Origin of the sequence: Nostoc sp. 2RC (assembly GCF_014222165.1) — a bacterium.
Classification (GTDB): domain Bacteria; phylum Cyanobacteriota; class Cyanobacteriia; order Cyanobacteriales; family Nostocaceae; genus Nostoc; species Nostoc linckia.
Genome location: NZ_JACKZU010000689.1, coordinates 1 through 1458 on the forward strand (window position 1 = coordinate 1; position 1458 = coordinate 1458).

A 1458-nucleotide genomic window follows, 5' to 3' on the forward strand; every position below is an offset into this window, starting at 1 on the left:
CCTCCCACACCCCCCACACTCCCCGCTTGCCCAATGCCCAAATTCAAAAATTATTTGATTCTACGTAGCTACTGTTACCAAATTCGTTTGCACGTGCGCTAGGTACTAGTGTCCAACCTGCTTTCAAAAGTTTTTGATAAGTTGCCCAACCTTTAGAACCACCTGGTATGGGATAATCTGGGACTGCAATATGCCCAAAAGCTGTGTAAGGACGCCAAGCTTTGCCGGGTTCTGTCTGCAAAAATAAGATTTTCTCCCCGTCGCCACCAGACTTAGGTAACCAGCACATTTGTCGGTGCATTGCAAACTCCTTTACTTGTAGCTAGAAAGCATAATGGCAAACTTTTGTCAAGTCAAACCTCAGCCTGTGGTACAGTTTTTTTGCCTAATACTTTAGACAAAATGTAATTATTTTCTATGCACTCCAGGACAATTACTGAGAAAAGAACCGTCATCAAGATAGCTGCTTGGAGAATATAAACATATAGCAATCCCAAATAGTTTGTGAAATCTTACATGTTAGGGTTGTTGACTGTTAACCTTTGACAGTGAACTGTCAACAGTCAACACCGATATTTTTCACAACTGAAATAGGATTGCTATAAACAGCTTTCCATCATTTAGTTTCTAGTATGAGGTTTTTTCAATGTTATCCGCGTTTTTAATGATTGTATGTAACGAGAACTACTATTTTATTTACAGGATAGGGAACAGGGAATAGGGTTAGGGGAACAGGGGTGAGCGAAAAAAGGTGTGGGGAGTGTGGGAAGTGTGGGGAGTGTGGGGAGTGTGGAGGGTAATTTTTTGGATACTTAGCTAGAAATCCCACACAAAATTTCGTTCACCCGGAGAACAGTAAGATAAATAACTTTAGTTGTAAGTATAAAGCCCACTTTAAACTGCATATTTGTTTTGAGAGGCGAAGCCCTTTGAAGAGTGGGTTTCCCTTTCCCCTTTCCCCTTTCCCCTTTAACCGATTTAAATGTCTGGTTTTTTGTGAATTGATTTTCTATAAAAAACCAAAAACCTGGTCGAGGGTGACCAGGTTTTATCGAGTTTACAGGTTTCAAATTGTTAAACTAAATTAACTAACAGAAGGTTAATAACTAAGGTGGACTAATTGGCAAACTTCGCATTTCTACGTTTTTCCGTTTTGGGATTTGGCATTATCTTTTACAATTAGACTTTTCGCCACTTGTATATTGAGATGCTGAAGTTTACTTGGGTTGATGACAGGAGACACTGGTCATTTGCCCTTTTTGTTTGGTTTTGTTTTATTTGGTGTCCTACTATTTAACTTATCACTAAGTTTTTCAGTTGGAACCCTGAGTTTACTAAAGTTGATGTTTTGTTAGGTTTTGCAATCTGGCATGATAAGCTTGATCCCTAACCATGTTTTTAAGAGATTTAAAGGGATCTTCCAAAGTTGGGCTAGGGGTTAGGGGAGATGGGAAGATG

General features: G+C 39.4%; 1 protein-coding gene. It reads right to left on the reverse strand.

Annotation, left to right across the window (positions count from 1 at the left end; translation table 11 throughout):
• Positions 1–43: 43 nt before the first annotated feature.
• The gene (locus tag GNE10_RS34430) at positions 44–301 is read right to left on the reverse strand and encodes a hypothetical protein (protein ID WP_185570498.1); all 258 of its coding nucleotides are present in this window, start codon (positions 299–301) and stop codon (positions 44–46) included.
• Between the last annotated feature and the right edge of the window lie 1157 nt (positions 302–1458).

Coding starts and splice junctions, on each gene's coding strand:
- GNE10_RS34430 (WP_185570498.1), bottom strand. CDS start 301: ATGCACCGACAAATGTGCTGGTTACCTAAGTCTGGTGGCGACGGGGAG.